Raw genomic sequence first — 18,050 nt, 5'->3', positions numbered from 1 at the left:
ATACTGATCAAAGGAAACTGAAAGGAAAATTTTCGAAAAAAATTAGGGCGCAGGTAATGTCGGTCAACCAGGGGGAGGCGCCGCAGAGCTCGTGGGAGCAAGCTTTGCTCCCACGAGTGATGGCTTAACTGACTTACATTGAGCGTGTGGGCGCCTCGTAACGGGGCAAACGTAGGGTTGAGGAGGGCTTGGGTGTTGGCATCGGCGACGTTGAAAACGTGCCGCCGATATACTTTAGATTTCAATCGCGCGTGACTTTCAGCACGGCTGGAAGAGATGTCCCAAGGATATTTTCATCATTCCCGGTGTAATAGACGATGCGTACCTCGCCGCCATCCTCGGTCAGGTTCAGGACCGGGCGAAAGATAACCACAGAAAGGTCATCTCCTACGCCGAATCGCTCCCTATACATCACCCTGCCGTCGCGTCCGTAGCTTGTCCATCTAGCCCACAGTACAACGAACCTGGGAAAAATAATTGTGAGTCCGGGGTCGGGGATTTTGTCAGGATCGAACAGACCTCCGGTGGCAGCCGGAACTTCCGGGGGTGGGTTCGGTGAGATTTCGCTTCGATGGAAATACAAGGAGTTGACTGCTGATTCCTTGTTTTCCCCAGAGGCTGGAAAAACCTGATAGCTGACATCTGGATGGGCAAAGTTTGTTCCCGGAGGCGTCCCAGGGTCTGCGCGCAGAACACTCTTCGGTACAACGAAATCGAGAAACCGCTCGGGATCCCGTACCGACGACTTTGCGTAATAGCTGCTCGCCTCGTTTCCGCCCAGCCATGAAAGCTGGACAGTATCGTTTGTAGTCATACCCGGATAGACCGCTATGCGGACAACGGCTCCTGACTCGGCAACCGAGGGCAAATCGAGATTTCCACTTTCTGGCGAAAGCTCCATGACCATCGGAAGATCCAGTACATCGGCACCAGGAAGGTAACGCAGGTCTTTTGGCAAATCGGTCATAGTAGTAACTCCACACACTCAAGTCATGGCAGCTACTACGTGCCGTGGTCATTTGGTCAGTGCCCGCTCGGCTGGTGCGGAGCGGGTGCCCAAACGAACGCAGGATTGAGAAGGCACAAACCCAACGTCATGGTCTGTCAGCAAATCTGGTATTCGACCGCTTGGCTATTTTTCAAGCTAGCAGAATTTTAAAGCCCGAAACGCTGGACGGATGGATGGCAGTCAAACCACCTCCAACCGAATTTTGTGCTGGTTCAGCAACTGCACCAAGGCCGGCACCGGTTGCTGGTCGGTGACCAGGCAATCGATCAGGCTGATGGGCCCCAGGCGGACCATGGCGTTGCGCCCGAACTTGCTGGAATCCGCCGCCAGCAGGACTTGCCGGGCATTGGCGATGATTGCCTGGGAGACGCGCACTTCCTGGTAATCGAAGTCCAGCAGGCTGCCGTCTTCGTCGATGCCGCTGATACCTACCAGGGCGAAGTCGACCTTGAACTGGTTGATGAAATCGACGCTGGCCTGGCCAACCACGCCGCCGTCGCGGCGCACGTTGCCGCCGGCGATCAGCACTTCGAAGTCGTCCTTGGCGCTGAGGATCGAAGCCACGTGCAGGTTGTTGGTGATGATTTTCAGCTGATTGTGGTTGAGCAGCGCCCGGGCGATGGATTCGGTGGTGGTGCCGATGTTGATGAACAGCGACGCATGATCGGGGATCTGCGCGGCGATGGCTTCGGCGATGCGTTGTTTCTCATCGCGCATCTGATCGGCGCGCATGGCGTAGGCGGTGTTTTCAACGCTCGAATCGTAGGCGGCGCCACCATGGTAGCGACGCAGCAGGTTCATCTCGGCCAGCTGATTGATATCGCGGCGGATGGTTTGCGGGGTGACGACGAACACCTGAGCCATTTCCTCGATGCTGACATAGCCGCGTTCACGGACCAGTTCGAGGATTTGCTGCTGACGGGGAGGCAGATTCATGGGGCTTCCTTTGGGCTGCCATGCAAAATTTGCCCATGATGCCGCAGGAATCCACTCCCGACCAGTTTCAGTCCTTTCTCATGCCGGTTTCAGGCTACTCGGCGTCTTCATGGGATTCCCAATCACGGGTGCGGCTGATGGCTTTTTTCCAACCGGCGTAGAGTTTTTCCTTCGCCTGTTCGTCCAGTTGTGGTTCGAACCGGCGCTCGATCACCGCTTTGCCGCGCAACTCTTCCAGGCTGCCCCAGAAGCCGCACGCCAGGCCCGCCAGGTAGGCGGCGCCCAAGGCTGTGGTCTCGCGCATTTTCGGGCGTTCGACCTGGGTGCCGAGGATATCGGCCTGGAACTGCATCAGGAAGTTGTTCGCCACCGCGCCGCCATCAACGCGCAGGGCCTTGAGGCGTTCACCGGAATCCTGCTGCATGGCATCGAGTACGTCGCGGGTCTGGTAGGCAATCGACTCCAGCGCCGCGCGGATGATGTGATCGACCCGAACGCCGCGGGTCAGGCCGAACAAGGCGCCACGGGCATAGGGGTCCCAGTACGGCGCGCCCAGACCCGTGAAGGCGGGCACGAGGTACACGCCATTGCTGTCCTTGACCTTGTTGGCGAAGTATTCGGTGTCGAGGGCGTCGTTGACGATTTTCAGCTCGTCGCGCAGCCATTGCACTGTGGAGCCGCCATTGAATACTGCTCCTTCCAGGGCATAGGCCACTTCGCCGCGGGGGCCGCAGGCGATGGTGGTGAGCATGCCGTGATTGGATTTGACCGCCTTCTCCCCGGTGTTCATCAACAGGAAACAGCCGGTGCCGTAGGTGTTTTTCGCCTGGCCCGGTTCCACGCACATCTGGCCGAAGAGAGCGGCCTGCTGGTCGCCGGCGATACCACCAATGGCAATGCCGCTCTTGGTGCGGCCGTAGATTTCCGAGGAGGACTTCACTTCCGGCAACATTTCCCGGGGGATGTCGAGGATGTCGAGCATCTTCGCGTCCCACTCCAGGGAATGGATGTTGAAAAGCATGGTGCGCGAGGCGTTGGTGTAGTCGGTGACATGGACCTTGCCGCCGGTAAATTTCCAGATCAGCCAGCTGTCGACGGTACCGAACAGCAGTTCGCCGTTGCGCGCACGCTCACGGCTGCCTTCCACGGTGTCCAGGATCCACTTGAGCTTGGTGCCGGAGAAGTACGGGTCGGTGACCAGGCCGGTGGTCTGGCTAATATAAGGCTCGTGGCCGTCGCGCTTGAGCTGTTGGCAGATTTCGGTGCTGCGCCGACATTGCCAGACGATGGCGTTGTAGATCGGTCGGCCGGTGGTCTTGTCCCACACTACCGTGGTCTCACGCTGGTTGGTGATGCCGATGGCGGCCACCTGATCATGATGCAGGCCGGCCTGGGCCAGGGCTTCGACCATGACCGCGCTCTGGGTGGCGAAGATTTCCATCGGGTCATGTTCGACCCACCCGGCCTGGGGATAGTGCTGGGCGAATTCGCGCTGGGCAGTGCAGACCACATTGGCGTCACGGTCGAAGATGATCGCCCGGGAGCTGGTCGTACCCTGGTCGAGGGCAATGATGTAGTTCTTGTTCTGAATGTCGGTCATATCGAATGCCTTGGGACGTAAATCTGGTCTCGGGTGGTCTCGAGATGTGCGGTCTGGCTTTCACTTTCGAAAAAATATAGACAAGAAACGCTGCTGTCAAAGATTGAAAGTGAACCTTCGGTCATATTTTCAACTATTCGTGAAGTATGACTTAGAATCCCGGCCCACTCTTTTCTGATTTCTTCAGGAGCGGTCATGACCCCCGCATTGGATCTGCTTAAAAAGGTGCGCGCCGAGCATCGTGTCCACAGCTACGAACACGACCCCAAGGCCGCCTCCTATGGCCTGGAGGCTGCGGAAAAACTGGGGCTGGATCCGGCGCAGGTGTTCAAGACATTGCTGGCTTCCAGCGAAAAAGGCGAGTTGCTGGTGGCGGTGGTGCCGGTGGTCGGCAGCCTGGATCTTAAGGCGCTGGCCCATGCCGCCAGGGTGAAAAAAGTCGAGATGGCCGACCCGGCGGCCGCACAACGCTCCACGGGTTATCTGCTGGGCGGTATCAGCCCGTTGGGGCAGAAGAAGCGCTTGCGTACCTTCATCGACAATTCCGCCCGGCCCTTTGCCAGCATCTATGTCAGTGCGGGGCGGCGGGGGTTGGAGGTGGAACTGGCGCCAGGGGTACTGGCCGAGCATACCGGGGCGGCGTTCGCTGATATCGGCCGTGTCTGATCTCTTGCGGGCTACGCTGTAGGGTGAAAATTCACTTGATCTGTCACTGGCGTGACGGCTCAAGGCGCTACATGCTCGCGCCTCTATAACAAGGATCCTACAAGGAGAAGGCCATGCAGCTTGCGTTTCATCAAGTCGATGCGTTCAGCGACCGACCGTTTGGCGGCAACCCGGCGATAGTCTATAGGCTCGATACCTGGCTGGCCGATGACTTGATGCACAAGATCGCCGCCGAACACAACCTGGCCGAAACCGCGTTCCTGGTCCGCGAAGGCCAGTATTGGCACATCCGCTGGTTCACCCCCACCACCGAAGTCCCGTTATGCGGACACGCCACGCTGGCCAGCGCCCATGTGCTGTTCGAGGTCTACCACGAGACTGCCGAGCGGTTGGATTTTATCTGCAAGTCCGGCCCCTTGAGCGTCAGTCGCGAAGGTGACCGGTTGTGGTTGGATTTCCCGGCCATGGTGCCCAGCGAACTGGGCGCCTCCCTGGCCGTGCAGAATGCCCTCGGTGTCGAGGCGGTGGACGTCCTGTCATCCAATGTACTGATGGTGGTGCTGGAGTCGGAGCAAGCGGTGCTCGATTGCAAACCGGATATGGCGGCCCTGGCCAAACTGCCGTGGCCCGGTGCTATCGTGACCGCGCCGGGTAGCCGGCATGACTTTGTTTCGCGTTTCTTTGCGCCAGCGATTGGTATCAACGAGGACCCAGTGACCGGATCGACCCATTGCAGCCTGGTTCCGTACTGGTCCAAGCGCCTGAACAAGCTGGGACTGACGGCCTATCAGTGCTCGACCAGGGGTGGGGCGTTGTTCTGCCGGCTGGAGGGGGAGCGGGTGAAAATTGGCGGGGATGCGATGCTAGTGGCCAGTGGGACGTTGTTGCTGGGCTGAGTTGAACTGAGTACGTCAGGGAGAGTCAGGCCGCTATCGCGAGCCTGCTCGCGATGGACGGCGGCAAAGATAAGACAGTTGCTCCTGCAATCAAAGATCCGAGCACCGTGGAGAGAAGGCGGCTCGGGCCAGGCTCAATGAGCCGTGCTGTACCGCCGCACCCCACTTTCCACCGCCGGTATCTGCGCGGCCATGCTGCCCGAGGCCTGGAACAGCACCAGGTGTTCAGCCAACACGCGGATACCGACATTGGCGCCGACCTGATGATCAGCATGACTCGGGAAAATCGATTCCAGCTGCGCTCCCGTCGGCAATTGCAGGCGGTACAAGGTCGAAGCACCCAGGAACGTCTTGCCGACGATCCGGGCGGTGAGTGGGCTGTCCGGCGCATAGACAATATCGTCCGGCCGCAGCAGCACGTCCACCGCGCCGCCGACGGGCCAGGTGTAGGCCCGGTTGCCACGCAGGATACCCAGTTCGGTCTGCACCGATTCCGGGCTTTCGAGCCGGCCACGGATGAAATAGCCCTGGCCGATGAAACTGGCGACGTAGGGCGTCAACGGCTCGTGGTAGAGGTTGTAGGGCGTGTCCCACTGCTCCAGCCGGCCCTCTTTGAACACGCCGACATGGTCACTCACGGCGAAGGCTTCTTCCTGGTCATGGGTGACCAGAATGGCGCTGGTGCCGCGTGTCTTGAGGATGTCCCGCACCTCATGGCTGAGTTTGCGACGCAGCTCGCCGTCGAGATTGGAGAACGGCTCATCGAGCAACAGCAGCTGTGGCTCCGGCGCCAGCGCACGGGCCAGCGCCACCCGCTGTTGCTGGCCGCCGGACAGTTCGTGGGGAAAGCGTTTGCCCAGGTTCTTCAGGTTGACCAGCTCCAGCAGCTCTTCCACCACGCGATCCTTGGCCGGATGCTTGCGGATGCCGAAGGCGATGTTCTCGGCCACGCTCAGGTGGGGGAATAGTGCGTAGTCCTGGAACACCATGCCGATACGGCGTTTTTCCGGAGCCAGGGTGAAGCCGGCGCGGGAAAGGGTTTCTCCGGCCAGCTGGATTTCACCTTCATGTACCGGCTCGAAGCCGGCGATGGCCCGCAGTGTCGTGGTCTTGCCACACCCGGACGAGCCGAGCAGGCAACCGATGTCGCCGGCATTGAGGTGCAGGTTGAGATTCTGCACGACTCGCTGATCCTGGTAACCGCAGGCCAGGTTCTGCAGGTTCAACAGCAGGGAATGACTCATGCGTGGTGATACGCTGGCTCGACAAGGAATTCGAGCAGGGCTTTTTGCGCATGCAGACGATTCTCGGCCTGGTCCCAAGCGACCGAGCGTGGGTCGTCCAGCAGGTCGAAGCTGATTTCCTCGCCACGGTGGGCCGGCAGGCAATGCATGAACAGCACGTCGGCGTCCGCCAGGTCGAGCAGGGCCCGGTTGACCTGCAGCGGTGCGAACAGCTCGAGACGCCTGGCGGTTTCTTCTTCCTGGCCCATGGAGGTCCAGACGTCGGTGCTCACCAGATGTGCGCCGGCTACGGCCAGTTTCGGATCACGGACGATGGTCACCCGGTCCCCGGCCTTGGCGACCAGCTCGGCGTTGGGGTCGTAGCCCTCGGGGCAGGCGATGCGCAACTGAAAGTCGAATTGCATTGCCGCTTCTATATAGCTGTTGCACATGTTGTTGCCATCGCCGACCCAGGCCACGGTCTTGCCCTGAATCGAGCCACGGTGTTCCAGGAACGTCTGCATGTCGGCCAGCAACTGGCAGGGGTGCAGGTCATCGGACAAGCCATTGATCACCGGCACACGGGAATGTGCGGCGAATTCGGTCAGGGTGTTGTGGGCAAAGGTGCGGATCATCACCACGTCGAGCATGCTCGACATGACGATGGCGCAATCGCCGATCGGCTCGCCACGGCCCAGCTGGGTATCGCGGGGCGACAGGAAGATCGCCTGGCCGCCGAGCTGGATCATGCCGGCTTCGAACGAAATACGGGTACGGGTCGATGATTTTTCGAAGATCATGCCCAGTACGCGGTTCTTCAGGGGCTCGAACAGTACGCCGCGGTTACGCAGGTCTTTGAGCTCCACGCCTCGACGGATCACGCCGAGCAACTCATCGGGCGTGAGATCCATCAGGGAGAGAAAGTGCCTTGCGCTCATGATTGACTACCTTTTTGTAACGGACCGCAGATACTCAAAGCCTTGTTTAAGGAAAAACGGGCGAGACCTGCGGCAAAAGCCGCACGGGGGCGACGAAAATAGGGGAAGGCGCGATATTGACATTAAATGTCGCGTCTTACCAATAGGGCTACGGTTTTGGGGATTTCAGCGGGGTCACCACCAGACTGTGATGACATGTTTGAGGCCGGTTTCCTGACAGCAGCGACCCATTTGTACACTGGCGTTGCGCGGCTTGGCAATCAGTCGGGACGGACCTGGCATGACAGGTGGTCGCTTTATGACCTGTCGCTCAATGATTCGCCTGTCTGTTGGTGAGTGCGAAACATTTCCTAATGCAAAAGGGCTGGGTTATAAAAGAACCCCTAGACGCAGGAGTTTCGAAATGGATTCGAAAGAGCAACAACTGATGGAGCTGCTGGGGCTGACGGCACGCTCCCTGACTCACCTCACCGCTTCGGTGACGTCCATGTCATTCGAGTTGTTGCGCAGCGACGATGAAGTCATCAAGGCCGCCGGTCGCCGAATGATCGATCGCATGGCCACCATCAGCGGCGGGCTCGACGAGCATTGGCGCTTGATCGGTGAGCTGACGGGAGAGCCTATCGCCCAGGAACAGGTGCAGACCGTCGAAGAGATCCAACTGCTGGCTCCGCCCCCGGAGCAGTGATGCCAGTTCATCGGTACGCCTGATGCCCGGCAATTCACAGGACGAACCTCGCTGGCAAAGGCGTGGATCACGCGCCATAGTTTTGTTCCCGCGGCCGAAAGCGGCCGCCACGAATAAAACAGAGGCTGGCCATGACCAAGACTCTTCATCACCGTGCATGCCATCTGTGTGAAGCCATCTGCGGCTTGACCCTGGAAACCACCGAAACCGAAGGCCAGGGCCTGGCGATCACCTCGATCAAGGGTGATCCGCTGGACAGCTTCAGCCGTGGTCACATCTGCCCCAAGGCGGTGGCTCTGCAGGATATCCAGAACGACCCGGATCGTTTGCGCCAACCCATGCAGCGCATTGGTAGCGAATGGCAGCCCATCGCCTGGGACGACGCGTTCGCATTGGTCGCTGAGCGTTTGGCAGCCATTCAGGAGCGTCACGGCCAGAACGCGGTGGCGGTCTACCAGGGCAACCCCAGTGTGCACAACTATGGGCTGACGACCCACAGCAACTATTTCCTGGGTTTGCTGAAGACCCGTAGCCGCTTCTCGGCGACGTCGGTGGACCAGTTGCCCCATCACCTGACCAGCCACCTGATGTACGGCCACGGCCTGTTGTTGCCGATCCCGGACATCGACCACACCGACTTCATGCTGATCCTGGGCGGCAACCCGCTGGCGTCCAATGGCAGCATCATGACCGTGCCGGATGTCGAAAAGCGCCTCAAGGCGATTCAGGCCCGCGGCGGCAAGGTGGTGGTGGTCGATCCGCGTCGCAGCGAAACGGCGGCCATGGCCAGCCAGCATCTGTTCGTACGCCCCGGTGGTGACGCCGCGCTACTGTTTGGTTTGCTCAATACCCTGTTCAGCGAAGGCCTGACCCGTGACAGCCACTTGCCGGTGGATGGCCTCGAGGACGTGCGCCAGGCTGTCGCAACCTTCACCGCCGAGGCGATGAGCCCGCTCTGTGCAGTGCCGGCACCGCAGATTCGTCAGTTGGCCCGGGACTTCGCGGCCGCGCCATCGGCGGTCTGCTATGGGCGGATGGGCGTCTCGACCCAGGCTTTCGGTACGCTGTGCCACTGGCTGATCCAGTTGATCAACCTGGTGACCGGTAACCTGGACCGGGCGGGCGGGGCGCTGTGCACCGAGCCGGCGGTGGATGTGGTTGCCAGTACCTCGGGCGGGCATTTCAACCGCTGGCAGAGCCGTGTGTCCGGGCGTCCCGAGTACTCTGGCGAACTGCCGGTGTCGACCCTGGCCGAGGAAATGCTCACCGAGGGCGAAGGCCAGATCCGGGCATTGATTACCGTGGCCGGCAATCCGGTGCTGTCCACGCCCAACGGACGGCAACTGGAGCAGGCACTGGACGGGCTGGAATTCATGGTCAGCGTCGATTTGTACATCAACGAAACCACGCGCTATGCCGACCTGATCCTGCCTTCGACCTCCGCCCTGGAAAACGACCATTACGACACCACGTTCAATCTGTTCGCAGTGCGCAATGTCACCCGTTTCAACCGGGCCATCCTGCCCAAGCCCGAGGGCGCTTTGCACGATTGGGAAATTTTTGTCGGCCTGGCCAAGGCCTTCGCCGCTCGGACCGGCAAGGCGCTCAAGCCGACCATGCCGCCCGCGCAGATGATCGACTTCGGCCTGCGGGCGGGCGCTTATGGGGATGACTCGCCGCACAAGCTGTCCCTGGCGACGCTGTTTGACCATCCCCATGGCATCGACCTGGGGGCGCTCAAGCCCAACCTGGCGCCGCGGCTGAAGACCGAAAATGGACGGGTGCAGGCCGCCCCCGCGGTGATTCTCGCCGACATCGGACGTTTCGCCGCGTTGCCGACACCCAAGTCGGACGAGTTGCTGATGATTGGCCGTCGGCATGTGCGCAGCAACAATTCCTGGATGCATAACTTCCATCGGCTGGTGAAGGGCAAGCCGCGTCATCAGTTGCTGATGCACCCGGATGACCTGGTCAGTCGCGGGCTGAGTGATGGGCAGCGGGTGAAGGTCAGTTCACGGGTGGGAGTGATTGAAGTCCAGGTGCAGGGCAGCCCGGACATGATGAAGGGCGTGGTCAGCCTGCCTCACGGTTGGGGGCATGCCCGGCCGGGCGTGCAGATGAGCATTGCCAGCGAACAGCCGGGCTCCAGCGCCAATGATCTGACCGACGACCGTCAGCTGGACGAGTTGTCCGGCAATGCGGCGCTCAATGGCGTGCCGGTGACGGTGGTGGCTGCGTGAATTTGCCTCTGGAGGAGACCGAGCACCTTGCTCGGCTTTCCGTTACAATGCGCCACCGTGTCGACGACTTAAGTCGCGAAGTTTAAGCCGAGGTGCTCCATGGATATCATCGAAACGATCAAAGACCAGATTGCCAACAACACTGTCCTGCTCTACATGAAAGGCTCGCCGAATGCGCCGCAATGCGGTTTCTCGGCCAAGGCTGCCCAGGCGGTAATGGCATGTGGCGAGAAGTTCGCCTACGTGGACATCCTGCAGAACCCGGAAATCCGTGCCAACCTGCCGAAGTACGCCAACTGGCCGACCTTCCCACAACTGTGGGTCGGGGGTGAGTTGATCGGTGGTAGCGACATCATGGTCGAGATGGCCGCTGACGGTACGTTGCAGACCACGATCAAGGATGCGGTCAAGCAAGCGGCAGAGAAAGCGGCGAGCCAGACCGAAGCCTGATTTACGCTGGTCCGGGTTCAACACACATATTGTGGTTGAACCCGGATCTTGTGGGAGCGAGCCTGCTCGCGATAGCGGCGGGTCAGATACAGTGATGGCGGCTGATACACCGCCATCGCAAGCAGGCTCGCTCCCACAGTGGATTTCAGTTGTCCTTGAAGTCCAGGCAACAAAAAGCCCCGCCTCTCGTCAGAGGGCGGGGCTTTTTAGTGGCTCGTTTTTGGCGAAGATTACTCTTCGCCCATCTGCGATTGCAGATAATTCTCAAGACCCACTTTGTCGATCAGGCCCAGTTGGGTTTCCAGCCAGTCGATGTGCTCTTCCTCGGACTCGAGGATATCTTCCAGCAGTTCACGGCTGCCGAAGTCGCCAACGCTTTCGCAATGAGCGATGGCGGCTTTCAGGTCGGCGTGGCCGGTGCGTTCGATACGCAGGTCGCACTCGAGCATTTCCCGGGTGTGTTCGCCGATGTGCAGTTTGCCCAGGTCCTGGACGTTCGGCAGGCCTTCGAGGAACAGGATGCGCTTGATGAGCTTGTCCGCGTGTTTCATCTCATCGATGGACTCGTGGTATTCGTGCTTGCCCAGCTTGTTCAGGCCCCAATCCTCGTACATGCGCGCATGCAGGAAGTACTGGTTGATTGCGACCAGTTCATTGGCAAGGATCTTGTTGAGATGCTGGATGACTGTTACGTCGCCTTTCATGGTGAGGCCTGCCCTGTAGTAGCTGTGTATGAGGCAGAGTTTGAGCCGCGCATTTACGGGTGTCAAACCTAAGTTATTGAATAATAAATGAAAATTAATCGGAATAAGAATGTTTGTGTTCCGCGTCTTGGAGCTAAGCAATTGATTTAAAGGCATAAAAAAACCGGACATTGAGTCCGGTTCTATAAAAAGCTGTTTATCAAGCGGCGGTAAATTCCACGGGGAAGGGGATCGATGCCTGTGCCGTTTGCACTTTGGCGAGGGTTTCGCGAACCACTTCCTTGGCCAGGCAGGCGCATTTGCCGCATTGGCTGGCTACGCCGGTGGCCTGACGGACTTCGCGATAGCTGCAGCAACCCTCATAGATCGCTTCGCGGATTTGCCCGTCGGTGACGCCAGTGCAGAGGCATACATACATAAGTGAGAACCGTCGCTGGTTGTGACTCAATTGAGACGGATCTTAATGTTAACGAGAATGATTGTCAAAGTGGTTTCTGAAATGCCTGGATTAGAGCGGCGTCGGGCTGACGAACGGTTTTTTAGTGGCACCCTGGCGATTTTTCGATAACGCCAAAAAACCGTTGAGGACAGTCCAAATGCGCGGTGTATGATGGTCGGTCCTTGCAAGCAGGTTCGTGTCACAGGGCTGTCGCCGGAGGGTGGCAGGCTGATGTGAACCTTGAATTTTCACGTTACTACACCAGGAGATATCCAATGAGCGTACTCGTAGGCAAGCAAGCCCCTGACTTCACCGTTCCTGCCGTTCTTGGCAATGGCGAAATCGTCGACAGCTTCACCCTGTCCTCGGCCATCAAAGGCAAATACGGCCTGGTGTTCTTCTATCCGCTGGACTTCACCTTCGTCTGCCCGTCCGAGCTGATCGCCCTGGACCACCGCATGGACGACTTCAAGGCGCGCAACGTTGAAGTGATTGCCGTTTCCATCGACTCCCACTTTACCCACAACGCCTGGCGCAACACGCCGATCAACGGCGGCGGCATCGGCCAGGTGAAATACACCATGGCTGCCGACATGAAGCACGAAATCGCCAAGGCCTATGATGTCGAGTCCGAAGGTGGCGTAGCGTTCCGTGGTGCATTCCTGATCGACGACAAAGGCGTGGTTCGTTCGCAGATCGTCAACGACTTGCCATTGGGTCGTAACATGGAAGAGCTGATCCGTCTGGTCGACGCCCTGCAATTCCACGAAGAGCACGGCGAAGTCTGCCCTGCCAACTGGAAAAAAGGCGACAAGGGCATGACCGCTTCGCCTGAAGGCGTTGCTGCTTACCTGGGTGAGCACGGCGACAATCTGTAAGCGAACCTGGCATAAAAAAACCGGCCTCGATGGGCCGGTTTTTTTATGGGCGTTTCAAACTGAAACGCAGTACTTGTGGCGAGGGGATAAATTCCCTCGCCACAGATACATCCCCCAGCACAGGGGCCTATTTCAATCGTCGAAATCCTGCCAGCCACCCATCTCCTTCCAGCGGTTGACGATCCCGCAGAACAGCTCGGCGGTTTTCTCGGTGTCGTAGCGGGCCGAGTGAGCCTCGCGGCCGTCGAAATCGATGTCGGCCGCTTGGCAAGCCTTGGCCAACACCGTCTGGCCGTACGCCAGGCCGGCCAAGGTGGCGGTATCGAAGCTGGAGAACGGATGGAACGGGTTGCGCTTCATGTCCAGGCGGGCGACGGCCGCGTTGAGGAAACCGAGGTCGAAGCTGCTGTTGTGCCCGACCAGGATCGCGCGTTTGCAACCGTTGGCCTTCAGTGCCTTGCGCACACCGCGGAAGATGTCGGTCAGGGCCGTTTCCTCGCTGACGGCCATGCGCAACGGGTGATCGAGCTTGATGCCGGTGAATTCCAGGGCCGCGGCTTCGATGTTGGCGCCTTCGAAGGGTTCGACGCGAAAGAAATAGGTGTGGTCGGGGAACACGAAGCCTTTTTCGTCCATGCCGATGGTGGTCGCGGCGATTTCCAGCAACGCATCGGTGGCGGAGTTGAAGCCGCCGGTCTCTACGTCGACCACGACCGGCAGGTAACCGCGGAACCGGGCAGCCATGGGATGGCGAGTGCCGCTTGAACCGCTGTTACCGTCCAGTTCGTCATCGAAATGCTCTTCACTCACGCGTTTTCCTCCAGCAGGCGCCAGCGCAGTTTTTCACCGGCGCGCAGCGGGATGACAGTCTGTTCGCCGAACGGCAGGCTGGCGGGGGCGGTCCATTCGTCGCGGACCAGGGTAATGCGATCGGTGTTCACCGGCAGGCCGTAGAAACCTGGGCCATGGAGGCTGGCAAAGCCTTCGAGCTTGTCCAGTGCGTTGCGTTGTTCGAACGCTTCGGCGTACATCTCGATGGCGGCATAGGCGGTGTAGCAACCGGCGCAACCGCAGGCGGCTTCCTTGGCATGGCGGGCGTGGGGCGCCGAGTCCGTGCCGAGGAAGAACTTGGCGCTGCCGCTGGTGGCGGCATCGAGCAAGGCTTCCTGGTGGGTGTTGCGCTTGAGGATCGGCAGGCAATAGAAGTGAGGCCGGATCCCGCCCACCAGCATGTGGTTGCGGTTGTACAGCAAGTGATGCGCAGTGATGGTAGCGCCGACGTTGGCCGGGGCCTCGTTGACGAATTGCACGGCATCGCCGGTGGTGATGTGCTCGAATACGACCTTGAGTGTCGGGAAGCGCTCCACGACACGGCGCATGTGCTCGTCGATGAAGATTTTCTCGCGATCGAATACGTCGACATCGCCGCGGGTGACTTCACCGTGGATCAGCAAGGGCATGCCGACTTCCGCCATGGCCTCCAGCGCCGGGAAGATCTTGTCGATGCTGGTGACGCCGGAGTCCGAGTTCGTCGTGGCGCCGGCAGGGTACAGCTTGGCAGCGTGGACGAAGCCGCTGGCCTTGGCGTCGCGAATCTCTTCGGGCTGGGTACGGTCGGTGAGGTAAAGCACCATCAACGGTTCGAAGCGGCTGCCGGCCGGGCGTGCGGCGAGGATACGCTGACGATAGCCGTCGGCCTCGCTGGCATTGCGCACGGGTGGAACCAGGTTAGGCATGATGATTGCGCGCCCGAAGGTGCGCGCGACATCAGCGACGGTATGGGTCAACACAGCACCATCGCGAAGATGAATATGCCAGTCGTCGGGACGCAGCAGGGTCAGGCGGTCGGACATTGGGGGGCTTCCAGGCGGGTCAAACTCTGGGGAATGCTACCGGAAAAGACCGATACAGGCACCCGCTATCAAGTTTTGCCGCAAGTGACCGATAGCTCCTTCAGGTATGAACCGAATCCGTGCGGTGTCTCGGGCGGCGTCATACTCCCAGCGAGTACCGAATTTCGTACAAAAGCCAGTGGAGCCTCCCGTGCGCCAGCGTTATCTAGCCTTGCTCAGTGTGTTTGCCAGCCTTCCTGCCATGGCGCTCACTTTCCAGACCCGTCTGGAGAGCATTGAGTGGACGGTCGAAGGTGACAAGTTCGAGTGCCGGCTAAGCCAGCCGATCACCGATTTCGGCAGCGGCGAATTCGTGCGCCGGGCGGGCGAGCAGGCCACGTTCCGCCTCAAGACCTATAACCCGATGCAGGGCGGCGGATCGGCCACCTTGCTGGCGGCGGCTGCGCCATGGCAACCGGGACGGGGCGACATCAACTTGGGTTCGGTCAGGATCGGCAGTGGCGATGTACTGTTCAATAGCTCCCAGGTCCAGGCGGGGCGTTTGATCAGCGGGTTGATGGAGGGCCGTAGCCCGGTGGTGCGTCGCAATACCGAGGACGGGCGGGTGTCGGAAGTCCGGCTGCTGCCCGTGCGCTTCAACAAGGCCTTCAGCGACTATCAGGGCTGTGTGGCAAAACTGTTGCCCAAGAATTTCGAGCAAGTGAAGCAGACCCAGATCGGCTTCCCCGGCGAAGAGGTCGAGCTCGACGCGCACGCCAAGGCTCAATTGCAGGTCATGCTCGACTTCATCAAGGCCGACCCGAGCGTCAATCATGTCGAGCTTGATGGCCACTCCGACAACAGTGGTAATCGCTTGACCAATCGTGAGCTGTCACGTCGCCGGGCCCTGGCGGTCCAGGATTTCTTCAAGGCCAATGGCTTCCAGGAGTCGCAGATCACCGTGCGCTTCCATGGCGAGCGCTATCCCCTGGTGCCCAACACCAACGCCGCCAACCGGGCCAAGAACCGTCGTGTGGTCGTCCAGCTGTCACGTGTGTCTCCCTCCGAAACTCCGGCTCCTCAACCAGCCTCTCAGCCAGCGCCTCCTGCGCCCGCTGCGGCTCCAGCCAAGGTTCCGGCACCAACCGCTGCACCCGCCAAAGCCCCGGCACCTGCGGTCGCGCCGGGCAAGACAACGGCCCCGAGCCCCGTTCCGGCGACAGCGCGCACATCCTGATCAAATGTTGATCGTCGCGCGGTCGACATAATCTGTCGCTTCGTCGTCATAAGCTGTCGCGCCTCTGTAAATTATCTGCGCTGGACGTTAGACTTCACGGCTTTCCGTACAACCCGTGGAGTGATGGCATGGCGGACGTAAACAAGGTCGTTCTGGCGTATTCCGGCGGCCTGGACACTTCGGTGATCCTCAAGTGGCTGCAGGATACTTATAACTGTGAAGTGGTGACTTTCACCGCTGACCTGGGACAAGGCGAGGAAGTCGAGCCTGCACGCGCCAAGGCTCAGGCCATGGGCGTCAAAGAGATCTACATCGATGACCTGCGCGAAGAGTTCGTCCGCGACTTCGTGTTCCCGATGTTCCGTGCCAACACCGTTTACGAAGGCGAGTACCTGCTCGGTACCTCCATCGCCCGTCCGCTGATCGCCAAGCGCCTGATCGAAATCGCCAACGAAACCGGCGCCGACGCCATTTCCCATGGCGCTACCGGTAAAGGCAACGACCAGGTGCGTTTCGAATTGGGCGCCTATGCCCTCAAGCCCGGCGTGAAAGTCATTGCCCCGTGGCGCGAATGGGACCTGCTGTCCCGTGAAAAACTGATGGATTACGCCGAGAAGCATGCGATCCCGATCGAGCGTCACGGCAAGAAGAAATCCCCGTACTCGATGGATGCCAACCTGCTGCACATCTCCTATGAAGGCGGCGTGCTGGAAGATACCTGGACCGAGCACGAAGAAGACATGTGGCGCTGGACCGTTTCCCCGGAAAAGGCCCCGGACACCCCGCAATACCTGGAACTGACCTATCGCAACGGCGATATCGTTGCACTGGACGGCGTGGAAATGAGCCCGGCCACGGTGCTGGCGACCCTGAACCGCATTGGTGGCGAACACGGCATCGGTCGTCTGGACATCGTCGAGAACCGTTACGTCGGCATGAAGTCCCGTGGTTGCTACGAAACCCCGGGCGGCACCATCATGCTGCGCGCCCACCGGGCAATCGAATCGATCACCCTGGACCGCGAAGTGGCGCACCTCAAGGACGAGCTGATGCCCAAGTACGCCAGCCTGATCTACACCGGCTACTGGTGGAGCCCTGAGCGCCTGATGCTGCAACAGATGATCGACGCTTCCCAGGTCAATGTGAACGGTGTCGTACGCCTGAAGCTGTACAAGGGCAACGTGATCGTGACCGGGCGCAAGTCCGACGATTCGCTGTTCGACGCCAACATCGCGACTTTCGAAGAGGACGGTGGCGCCTACAACCAGGCTGACGCGGCCGGGTTCATCAAGCTCAATGCCCTGCGCATGCGTATCGCGGCGAACAAGGGTCGCAAGCTGTTCTGACCTTGCCGATGTGAAAACGGCCTGCCTTGAGCAGGCCGTTTTTTTCCTTCCCAGCCTGTGCTGCGCCCCATTGCGGCACTTCCTCCTGATCGTTTATCCGTCCGGCACAATGTCGGCCCTGTCGTGGTCGAACATGACGTACACGACGATCTCTGCACGCTCCTTCGCCTGTCTCGAACGTTTTGCCCGGTTGATTTCGATCAGCCGCTCCGACGGGCTATACACCAGAAAGACCAGGCACCGTGGATCGTGCTTTGCTCGCTGAAGGCGCCGCCGCCATTTTTTCATCTTGTGGGGCCGACGGAACATACGTCTACCGCGGCACGTCGGCTCATCCATGGTCTTGACGAAGTGTTTGTTCTTGCGAAAGTCCGAAGGGGAATATAACGAGCGATAATTGAAATTGAGCGTGACGAAAAAAAGAAGCAACAGATAAAAAGGAAAACTGATCAGGAACCACAAATAATATTTACGATCCTGAGCATCCAGAAACGGCAGGGAAATCGCTGCGGAGGTTTCGGATAAAGTTGCGAATATAGCGATGAGGGTCATGGGGTTTGCAATGGTTTTCAAAGGTCTGTTCATGATGAATGCTCATGGGTGATCCAGTTCGGTAGTTTAAGTTGAGTAAAGTTTGAAAAGGGTTGAGGTCAAGGCGTTGAATGACGAAAAGGAGACGTCTTCTAGTAATAGTTATATGAGGTGGTCCTGATCTTTTATATGAATTCTGTTGCTTGGGTGGGAGGAAATTTGATTTATGGATAAATAAATCGGTTACTTTTTATGAGCGGCCGAGTGCCTGTCCTCATGTAAAAAGAGTGGTTTCCTAGGGTCAAAGCCACGCTGTTCATAGGAGCGCGGGAACCAAGGAAGCGCTCCTCGGGTTCTGCTGACCTATTCATGACACATTATTTCTACGGGAATTTGTAGGAATTTTCTGTGTTGCCTGTAGGTTGCGTCTTTCGGTG

Annotated in this window: 18 protein-coding genes; 8 read left to right on the top strand and 10 right to left on the bottom strand. The window is 59.3% G+C overall.

All coding sequences use genetic code 11. The features are described 5' to 3' along the window. Window positions 1-241: 241 nt before the first annotated feature. From FBX99_RS00605 to glpK, 3 genes are all read right to left on the bottom strand, one after another. On the bottom strand, window positions 242-967 hold the full coding sequence (locus FBX99_RS00605; protein WP_144924741.1) for a hypothetical protein: 726 nt from the start codon (window positions 965-967) through the stop codon (window positions 242-244). A gap of 222 nt (window positions 968-1,189) precedes the next feature. Then, a complete protein-coding gene (locus FBX99_RS00600) occupies window positions 1,190-1,945 on the bottom strand; it encodes a DeoR/GlpR family transcriptional regulator (protein WP_144924744.1) in 756 nt (251 codons plus the stop codon). A 94-nt stretch (window positions 1,946-2,039) separates the two neighbouring features. Beyond that, window positions 2,040-3,545, bottom strand: coding sequence for a glycerol kinase GlpK (glpK, locus tag FBX99_RS00595; protein WP_144924747.1), 1,506 nt, complete (start codon window positions 3,543-3,545; stop codon window positions 2,040-2,042). 195 nt (window positions 3,546-3,740) lie between these two features. Here glpK and ybaK point away from each other — a divergent pair, with 195 nt between their 5' ends. Next, on the top strand, window positions 3,741-4,211 hold the full coding sequence (gene ybaK / locus FBX99_RS00590; protein ID WP_144924750.1) for a Cys-tRNA(Pro) deacylase: 471 nt from the start codon (window positions 3,741-3,743) through the stop codon (window positions 4,209-4,211). A 113-nt stretch (window positions 4,212-4,324) separates the two neighbouring features. Next, complete coding sequence (locus FBX99_RS00585) at window positions 4,325-5,107, top strand: PhzF family phenazine biosynthesis protein (RefSeq protein ID WP_144924753.1); 783 nt, start codon at window positions 4,325-4,327, stop codon at window positions 5,105-5,107. Between the two features lie 134 nt (window positions 5,108-5,241). On the opposite strand, the gene FBX99_RS00580 is transcribed toward FBX99_RS00585, so the two are convergent. Together FBX99_RS00580 and argF are read right to left on the bottom strand one after the other, a co-directional pair. Beyond that, complete coding sequence (locus tag FBX99_RS00580) at window positions 5,242-6,351, bottom strand: ABC transporter ATP-binding protein (protein WP_144924756.1); 1,110 nt, start codon at window positions 6,349-6,351, stop codon at window positions 5,242-5,244. Beyond that, window positions 6,348-7,268, bottom strand: a complete 921-nt coding sequence (argF, locus tag FBX99_RS00575; RefSeq protein ID WP_144924759.1) for an ornithine carbamoyltransferase — start codon at window positions 7,266-7,268, stop codon at window positions 6,348-6,350. The genes FBX99_RS00580 and argF overlap by 4 nt, the downstream gene beginning before the upstream one ends. Window positions 7,269-7,671: 403 nt before the next feature. Here argF and FBX99_RS00570 point away from each other — a divergent pair, with 403 nt between their 5' ends. The 3 genes from FBX99_RS00570 (at window position 7,672) to grxD (ending at window position 10,646) form a co-directional block, all read left to right on the top strand. Further along, window positions 7,672-7,956, top strand: a complete 285-nt coding sequence (locus FBX99_RS00570) for a hypothetical protein (RefSeq protein WP_047701161.1) — start codon at window positions 7,672-7,674, stop codon at window positions 7,954-7,956. A gap of 131 nt (window positions 7,957-8,087) precedes the next feature. Then, window positions 8,088-10,196, top strand: a complete 2,109-nt coding sequence (locus tag FBX99_RS00565; protein ID WP_144924762.1) for a molybdopterin oxidoreductase family protein — start codon at window positions 8,088-8,090, stop codon at window positions 10,194-10,196. A 99-nt stretch (window positions 10,197-10,295) separates the two neighbouring features. Next, entirely contained in the window at window positions 10,296-10,646 is a 351-nt protein-coding gene (grxD, locus tag FBX99_RS00560) for a Grx4 family monothiol glutaredoxin (protein ID WP_144924765.1), read from the top strand. A gap of 230 nt (window positions 10,647-10,876) precedes the next feature. Here grxD and bfr read toward each other — a convergent pair whose 3' ends face one another. After that, a complete protein-coding gene (bfr, locus tag FBX99_RS00555; RefSeq protein WP_041020241.1) occupies window positions 10,877-11,350 on the bottom strand; it encodes a bacterioferritin in 474 nt (157 codons plus the stop codon). Window positions 11,351-11,549: 199 nt separating this feature from the next. Further along, on the bottom strand, window positions 11,550-11,768 hold the full coding sequence (locus tag FBX99_RS00550) for a bacterioferritin-associated ferredoxin (protein ID WP_041020240.1): 219 nt from the start codon (window positions 11,766-11,768) through the stop codon (window positions 11,550-11,552). A 296-nt stretch (window positions 11,769-12,064) separates the two neighbouring features. On the opposite strand from FBX99_RS00550, the gene FBX99_RS00545 reads away from it, so the two are divergent. Next, a complete protein-coding gene (locus FBX99_RS00545) occupies window positions 12,065-12,667 on the top strand; it encodes a peroxiredoxin (RefSeq protein ID WP_144924769.1) in 603 nt (200 codons plus the stop codon). A gap of 132 nt (window positions 12,668-12,799) precedes the next feature. Here the strand turns inward: FBX99_RS00545 and rnt are convergent, their stop codons facing one another. Together rnt and pyrC are read right to left on the bottom strand one after the other, a co-directional pair. Then, on the bottom strand, window positions 12,800-13,477 hold the full coding sequence (rnt, locus tag FBX99_RS00540) for a ribonuclease T (protein WP_047701157.1): 678 nt from the start codon (window positions 13,475-13,477) through the stop codon (window positions 12,800-12,802). Continuing rightward, on the bottom strand, window positions 13,474-14,520 hold the full coding sequence (gene pyrC / locus FBX99_RS00535) for a dihydroorotase (protein WP_144924775.1): 1,047 nt from the start codon (window positions 14,518-14,520) through the stop codon (window positions 13,474-13,476). Before pyrC ends, rnt begins: the two co-directional genes overlap by 4 nt. Before the next feature lie 190 nt (window positions 14,521-14,710). Between pyrC and FBX99_RS00530 the strand changes: the two genes are divergently transcribed. Both FBX99_RS00530 and FBX99_RS00525 read left to right on the top strand, forming a co-directional pair. Beyond that, window positions 14,711-15,736, top strand: a complete 1,026-nt coding sequence (locus tag FBX99_RS00530) for an OmpA family protein (RefSeq protein WP_144924778.1) — start codon at window positions 14,711-14,713, stop codon at window positions 15,734-15,736. A gap of 128 nt (window positions 15,737-15,864) precedes the next feature. Next, window positions 15,865-17,082 carry an argininosuccinate synthase gene (locus FBX99_RS00525; protein WP_024779511.1) on the top strand — a complete coding sequence of 406 codons (1,218 nt, stop codon included), beginning with the start codon at window positions 15,865-15,867 and terminating at the stop codon, window positions 17,080-17,082. Window positions 17,083-17,175: 93 nt separating this feature from the next. Here FBX99_RS00525 and FBX99_RS29070 read toward each other — a convergent pair whose 3' ends face one another. Next, window positions 17,176-17,667 (bottom strand): hypothetical protein, encoded by a 492-nt coding sequence (locus tag FBX99_RS29070; protein ID WP_145130385.1) that lies wholly within the window; start codon window positions 17,665-17,667, stop codon window positions 17,176-17,178. Window positions 17,668-18,050: the final 383 nt, after the last annotated feature.

The sequence above is a fragment of the Pseudomonas sp. SJZ074 genome, from assembly GCF_007828215.1.
GTDB lineage: Bacteria > Pseudomonadota > Gammaproteobacteria > Pseudomonadales > Pseudomonadaceae > Aquipseudomonas.
Note: the sequence above shows the minus strand (reverse complement) of the source record. Positions and strands in the feature narration are given on the sequence as shown.